Origin of the sequence: Bacillus cereus group sp. BfR-BA-01309 (assembly GCF_022664315.1) — a bacterium.
GTDB classification, from domain to species: Bacteria; Bacillota; Bacilli; order Bacillales; family Bacillaceae_G; genus Bacillus_A; species Bacillus_A mobilis.
In genome coordinates this window covers 1-352 of the sequence record NZ_JAKUHE010000077.1, presented here as the reverse complement: position 1 = coordinate 352, position 352 = coordinate 1, and the positions used below count along the sequence as shown (strand labels likewise).

Below are 352 nucleotides of genomic sequence, written 5' to 3'. Positions count from 1 at the left end.
GAAAATGCTTTCGATAGTTTTTTGTTTTTTAACAGGTTTGAGATAGATAAGTCTTCCACAACAATCCTCATTGGTTTGGTTTTCACCAATTTAGCTGTCGCTTGATGGATATGGTTATTTCGGATATTCGTAATTTTCCTAGATAACCGCAGGTGCTCAGTTTTAGCTTTTTCATATCCGGCAGATTGAATATTTACACCTTTTTTAAATCTCCTAGACATATCTCTTTGTGCTGACTTTTTCCTTTTCAAAAGTTTTTTAACCTTGGCATCTTTGTTTATATTTCGTTCTTTCATACCATTAGAAGCTACAAACAGCTCTTTTAAACCAACATCCACACCAATCGACTCAT

The 352-nt window shown here is 34.1% G+C and carries 1 protein-coding gene; it reads right to left on the bottom strand.

Translation table 11 applies throughout. From position 1 onward, the window contains the following. The coding region (locus tag MR115_RS29700) for a transposase (protein ID WP_242243864.1) at positions 1-352 on the bottom strand (352 nt) is incomplete at both ends.